The organism is Fulvivirga kasyanovii (assembly GCF_009711405.1).
Classification (GTDB): Bacteria; Bacteroidota; Bacteroidia; order Cytophagales; family Cyclobacteriaceae; genus Fulvivirga; species Fulvivirga kasyanovii.
Map to the genome: position 1 here is coordinate 1 of NZ_SMLW01000327.1, position 5,775 is coordinate 5,775.

Consider the following 5,775-nt stretch of genomic DNA (forward strand, 5'->3'; position numbering starts at 1 on the left):
ATAGCATTGGAGGGGATTATAGGGGTGTTTAATCCGTGATAAAAAGTAATAAAAATTTCAACCATGAAGATTTGGCTAAAGCCTGTTAAACTTTAATCAGGGAAGTGCAATAAGCCTGCATCACAAACCGCTTCAAAACACATACTCCTCAACAATCACCTTACTATCAATGGCGGGCGGAAGATTACCAAACATCCATCCTGAAGAACCTTCTGTAAGTCTGGATAGGCAATAGGCTTCCGCCATTTGTTCACGCCCCATTTTCATTAGCGCAGATGCCTGGACTGCTTTGGCTAACTGCTCCACAAAGTATCGTGACTGACCTTCTGATGGTTGATTTGGGCTTGAACTTAGCTTTTCAATAAAACGATCGTAGACAGGCAAGTTTCCTTTGTTGGATTCCAGTTCATGGATCAAAGCATCCAGAACGGCTGGTGACTTGGAAATGGCACGCATCACGTCAAGGCATTGCACATTGCCACTGCCTTCCCATATAGCGTTTACAGGCGCTTCTCTGTACAGCCGCGGCAGTACGCTACTTTCCACATAGCCATTACCTCCCAGGCATTCCATGGCTTCGCCCAGAAAAGGAATGCTGCGTTTGGTGATCCAATACTTTCCAACCGGTGTCAATAGCCGCAGCAATAGCTTTTCTTCTTCTTTAGTACCATTTTCAAGACAAAGAGCCGTGCGGTAGGTCATGGCCAGAGCAGCTTCTGACTCCAGGCATAGGTCTGCAACTACATTTTGCATCAAGGGTTGGTCTACCAGCAGCTTGCCAAATGCTTTTCGATGCCGGATATGATGGAGTACCTCTGTGAGCCCCCTGCGCATTAATGCTGAAGAGCCAATCATACAATCGTAGCGCGTTAGCGCGACCATCTCCAAAATAACAGATACACCTCGACCTTCTTCACCCATTAGCCAGGCCTGGGCGCCATCAAATTCAATTTCAGAAGAGGCATTGGAGCGGTTGCCGAGTTTATCCTTTAGCCTCTGGATCCTGAACTTGTTTTTGCTGCCATCAGGAAGCCACCTGGGAAGGAGAAAGCAGGAAATCCCCTGAGCTGTTTGTGCCAATGTTAAAAAGCCATCACTCATAGGAGCAGAGCAGAACCATTTGTGACCGGTTAGCCCGTATAATTCCCCGGTGCCAGCTTTGCCAACAGGTTTTGCCTCCGTGGTGTTGGCTCGTACATCCGAGCCTCCCTGTTTTTCCGTCATAGCCATACCTATCGTTAACCCCTGCTTTTCAAAATACGGTTGATTTGACGGATCATACGTCCTTGCCAGGATTTTAGGAATCCATTCATCAGCTTTAGGAAAATGCTTTTGCAGTGCGGGAATACACGAGAAGGTCATAGTAATAGGGCAGCAGGTGCCAGCTTCATTTTGAGCGTGCAGGTAAAACATTGCCATCCGCAGTAAGTGGCTTCCAGGTTTCCGTTCAGACCACGGCAGGGCATGGACGCCATGCTTTATGCCCTGCGTCATCAATTCATGATAAGCAGGGTGAAATTCAACCTCATCCGTTCGGAAGCCACGGGCATTATGTGTTTCAAACACAGGAGTGTACTTATTGGCCAGTCTCCCGTTGTCGATCATTTGCCTGGTGCCCATGGTTTTACCATAATCTTTTACCTCTGACAGCCCCCAGTCAACACCCCCTTGCTGAAGTATCAGTTGAAGGGGTTTATCTATTTCAAAAAGGTTTATATTCTCAAAAATCGGACTTTGATTGAATACCTCGTGAGTTTCCATAGTTGAATATTTAAAGCTTTAGCAGTCATAAAATACTAAGTTTTTATAACAATGCCAGTGCCTTTTTCCTACTTCCCAGCGGATGTCACTCGAATAGTACTCCGCGGCATTTATAGCTTGCATCCTCCTTGTCTGATGCAGACCGGCTTAGCAGGTGCCTTAGCTTCGGGATAACCATTAAGCCTGTAGTCAAAAGTTCTGACACTGCCTCTGTTCGAGGGGATTCTAAAATACTTTCCATAAGGCTTGGTTGTGTGATTTGAAGATACAGGATGGAAAATTTCAGAATGACGGTTAAAGGGATTTTTAATTGAAATTGAATGACCATTACATCCGCAGCTCCTTAAATAGAAGTAAATAATACCATCTTCCCGCTCCAGACGATTGCACATATGGAATTTACCCTCAACGACTGACAAAAGTCATTGTAGCTTTTGCAAATGCTCACTAAGTTGCCGCAATGTCAAGTTTTAGGATAAGGCCCCGGTTTAAGCAGCTCATAAAGGGGCAGCAGGAAGTTATAGAACAGCAGGTCAGCACTGCCTTGGGTGCAGAAAAGCAGTTTGTGTTCAACCACCTGCCCGGTCATATTTATATCAGTATTCATCCCTCTCATCGCCATTTCTGGTCGCCTCAGTTACACCTGACTTTTGAGCAGGAAGCAGAAAATGTCGTTGTCAGAGGCTTGTATGGGCCTAATCCCTCTCTCTGGGCGGTTTTCTTTTTTGGGTATATTGTTTTAGGCTTATTGGTGCTTTTTATAGGGGTTTGGGGCTTTAGCTTATGGAGCCTTGGTAAAGATGCTACTGTGCTTTGGGGCATTCCGGTATTAGGTGCCCTGGCATTGGTGTTATATCTGGCCAGTCAGGCCGGACAAAAGTTTGGGGCACAGCAAATGTTTGACATTCACCACTTTTATGAGCAGACCGTTAAAGATAAGGTAGAGGTTAGCTGACCTGTTAATTACCCTGTTCTTCCGGGTAGATTGAAATGATGTGCTGTAACTGTTCCAATTCGGTCTGCTTTTGTGTAAGTGCTTTGCGCTCTTTATCCAGGGGTTTGCCTTTTAGGTCATTCAACTGAAGCGAAAGCTTGTACATCATGTCTTCCAGGGCTTCAAGTAGTATCGGTTTGTATTTGGGATCTATCTTTATCATAGATCTAAAATAAGGGTTAATTGTAAATATTTTAAGTATTTGTGCTTGTTAGTGCCGATGGGGTACCCCTGATTAAATTGAATAATCGCTAAAGCCAAACAATCCCTTACCCATGTCATTCCGGTATTCGGTAGTCAGTATGGGGTAATCGGTGTGTCAAGTCAGAAGTCGGAAGTCGGAAGACCGAAGAAGGGACAGTTAACCGGTAAGCAGTGAATTGATATAGAATTGGTATTTTAAATACTTCTACACACTACTATCCCCTCGAGGGGATTATAGGGGTGTTTTAACGCAGTCAAAGCCCCACGTCATTCCGGGTTTTCGCAGTGTAGCGGAGAAAATATCCGGAATCTCCCCGAACAAAGATAGAGGACAAAGATTGCGCAGTGCCCGGGAGACTCTACTCGGAAGTAATACCCCTATCTCACAACTCAAGACTAACACTTGCCTATAACATTAAAAAAGAACAGCTTTGAGCCCATATGCTCGAATTACATAAGGAAATATTGGCAGCCACCGGCGCTTCGGCTATTACCGGGGCGGAATCGGTACAAACGCTTTGGAGTGGGTATGGAGAGATTAAACGCTATTTTTTAGAGGGTGGTAAATACCCAAGTGTTATTGTTAAGCATATACAATTGCCCGATGGCAGCGAGCATCCAAGGGGATGGAATACGCCCTTATCGCATCAGCGGAAGCTAAAGTCTTATGAGGTGGAAAGGAGATGGTATCAGGAGTATGCCGGGCTGGCGGATGACTTTTGCAGGGTTCCGCATAGCTATCAGGCAGTGGAAGAAGGAAACGAGCTTTTATTGATCATGGAGGACTTGAATGCCTGCGGGTTTCATATTCGGCAGAATCCGGATGAGGTTAGTTTGGAGCATGCTAAAAGCTGCCTTGGCTGGCTTGCTCACTTTCATGGCCGGTTTATGGGGGTGGCACCTCAGGGCCTATGGCCGGTGGGTACCTACTGGCACCTGGATACCCGGCCTGATGAGTGGGAGCGAATGGAAAACATACCGCTAAAGCAAGCCGCAAAAGGGATAGACGAACGGCTTAAAAATGCCAGATATCAAACCATCGTGCATGGTGATGCCAAGCTGGCCAATTTCTGCTTTAGCGAAACCGGGGCGGTAGCTGCGGTAGACTTTCAGTATGTGGGCAGGGGATGTGGCATGAAGGATGTGGCTTATTTTATCAGCAGTTGTTTTGATGAAGAGGCTTGTGAAGAGTATGAAGAAATGCTGCTCAACCATTACTTTCAGCAACTTGAGATAGCGATGGATAACTATATTGATTATCAGCATATTAAAGAGGAGTGGAGTTGGTTGTATGCTTATGCCTGGGCGGACTTTTACCGGTTTCTCGATGGCTGGAGCCCCGGGCACTGGAAGATGCATGACTACAGCAAAAGACTCACGAGGCAGGTAATTGACGAATTAAACCATTAAGTGATGCTCTCAGAAAAAGAACTAAAATCGCTTTGCCAAACTGCCGCTACTGCGGCCACGGTTGCCGGACAATATATCCAGTCCCGGTTTGACAAGCACTATACCCGGAGGCACAAGGAAACTGGCCATTCCCTGGCTTCTCAGGTAGTGACGGAGATAGATGTAAAAGCTCAGGAAATCATTCTTGAACATTTAAACAGCACCATCCAAAATTATGATCTGGGCTTATTGACGGAAGAGGCCGCTGATGATCAATCCAGGCTGGATAAGCCCTACTTCTGGTGTATTGACCCGCTGGACGGCACTTTGCCTTTTACAGAAAAACGGACTGGCTATGCCGTTTCCATTGCATTGATTGCTAATTCAGGAGATCCTGTAATTGGTGTGGTATATGTGCCCGACCTGGCATATTGCTATACTTCCTTTAAAGGGGCTGGAGTATGGTTAAACGGCAGCCCTTTTGTCCGAGAGAAGGCTGCTGTCAATGATTCCATCTGCATTTACTCCGACAGGGCCCTGCAACATGAAACTTACTTTGAACCGGTAAATGACCGGCTGAATGAATGGGCTAGACATAAAAATGCCCAAATAAAATACCATAGCGGATTTGGCTCGGTGAGAAACGCTTTAGGCGTGATGACCTCCGGTACCGGGTGCTGTTTCAAACTTCCAAAAGAAACGAAAGGAGGGGGCAGTATCTGGGATTTTGCTGCTACACGGTTGTTTTTTGAAGAGTTGGATTTGCATGTATCTGATGCCCGGGGTGGAAGGCTCCATCTCAATGATGAGAAATCTACTTTTATGAATGAAGTTGGTGTTATCTATGCCACAGGTTCCGGATTGGCTGAGTTTATTCAAGGTATAATTTAATGTAGAAAATAGCCATAATAGCGGCAGGCCCATAGAAAGCCTTAAATTAAAACATGGAGAGATTATGACCCGTAGTGATAGGCGGAGGGAATATGGCCATGGATGCCGCTTTTGAATGTGCTGGCATGGGGGTGACTCGGTTAAACTGATATACCGTGGCTCAAAGGCACATATTTTATTTACTAAATCAAAGCTCCCCAATATCTTCATTCCAAAGCTCAGGTTTATCCTGAATAAACTGCTCCATCATTTGAATGCATGCAGGGTCATCTACATCGATTACTTCAACACCATGGGACTCCATGAATTCGCGGGCACCTGAAAACGTGCGCGATTCGCCTACAATTACCTTAGGAATATTGAACTGCACAATGGTGCCTGCACACATGTAGCAGGGCATGAGTGTTGAGTATATCACCGTGTTCTTATAGCTGCCAATTCTCCCCGCATTATTCAGACAGTCCATCTCTCCATGCAATATCGGGTTGGATTCCTGAACCCGCTTATTATGGCCTTGGGCAATAATTTTATTGTCT

Annotated in this window: 6 protein-coding genes; 3 read left to right on the forward strand and 3 right to left on the reverse strand. The window is 45.7% G+C overall.

Features of this window, described 5'->3' with window-relative positions; translation table 11 throughout:
* Positions 1-132 precede the first annotated feature (132 nt).
* Positions 133-1,761: an isovaleryl-CoA dehydrogenase gene (locus tag E1163_RS02965; protein ID WP_155169299.1), complete on the reverse strand. Its 1,629-nt coding sequence runs from the start codon at positions 1,759-1,761 to the stop codon at positions 133-135.
* Positions 1,762-2,221: 460 nt separating this feature from the next.
* Between E1163_RS02965 and E1163_RS02970 the strand changes: the two genes are divergently transcribed.
* A complete protein-coding gene (locus tag E1163_RS02970; protein WP_155169301.1) occupies positions 2,222-2,716 on the forward strand; it encodes a hypothetical protein in 495 nt (164 codons plus the stop codon).
* A 4-nt stretch (positions 2,717-2,720) separates the two neighbouring features.
* Here E1163_RS02970 and E1163_RS02975 read toward each other — a convergent pair whose 3' ends face one another.
* Positions 2,721-2,918 carry a hypothetical protein gene (locus E1163_RS02975; protein ID WP_155169303.1) on the reverse strand — a complete coding sequence of 66 codons (198 nt, stop codon included), beginning with the start codon at positions 2,916-2,918 and terminating at the stop codon, positions 2,721-2,723.
* Positions 2,919-3,400: 482 nt separating this feature from the next.
* Between E1163_RS02975 and E1163_RS02980 the strand changes: the two genes are divergently transcribed.
* Complete coding sequence (locus E1163_RS02980; protein ID WP_155169305.1) at positions 3,401-4,369, forward strand: phosphotransferase; 969 nt, start codon at positions 3,401-3,403, stop codon at positions 4,367-4,369.
* A gap of 3 nt (positions 4,370-4,372) precedes the next feature.
* Positions 4,373-5,239 carry a 3'(2'),5'-bisphosphate nucleotidase CysQ family protein gene (locus E1163_RS02985; RefSeq protein WP_155169307.1) on the forward strand — a complete coding sequence of 289 codons (867 nt, stop codon included), beginning with the start codon at positions 4,373-4,375 and terminating at the stop codon, positions 5,237-5,239.
* A gap of 187 nt (positions 5,240-5,426) precedes the next feature.
* Here the strand turns inward: E1163_RS02985 and E1163_RS02990 are convergent.
* On the reverse strand, positions 5,427-5,775 hold a 349-nt coding region (locus tag E1163_RS02990; protein ID WP_155169309.1), incomplete at its 5' end, for a nucleoside deaminase.

Excerpts from the sequence above, each read along its gene's own strand:
- E1163_RS02965 (WP_155169299.1), bottom strand. The coding sequence starts at position 1,761 with ATGGAAACTCACGAGGTATTCAATCAAAGTCCGATTTTTGAGAATATA.
- E1163_RS02970 (WP_155169301.1), top strand. The coding sequence starts at position 2,222 with ATGTCAAGTTTTAGGATAAGGCCCCGGTTTAAGCAGCTCATAAAGGGG.
- E1163_RS02975 (WP_155169303.1), bottom strand. The coding sequence starts at position 2,918 with ATGATAAAGATAGATCCCAAATACAAACCGATACTACTTGAAGCCCTG.
- E1163_RS02980 (WP_155169305.1), top strand. The coding sequence starts at position 3,401 with ATGCTCGAATTACATAAGGAAATATTGGCAGCCACCGGCGCTTCGGCT.
- E1163_RS02985 (WP_155169307.1), top strand. The coding sequence starts at position 4,373 with ATGCTCTCAGAAAAAGAACTAAAATCGCTTTGCCAAACTGCCGCTACT.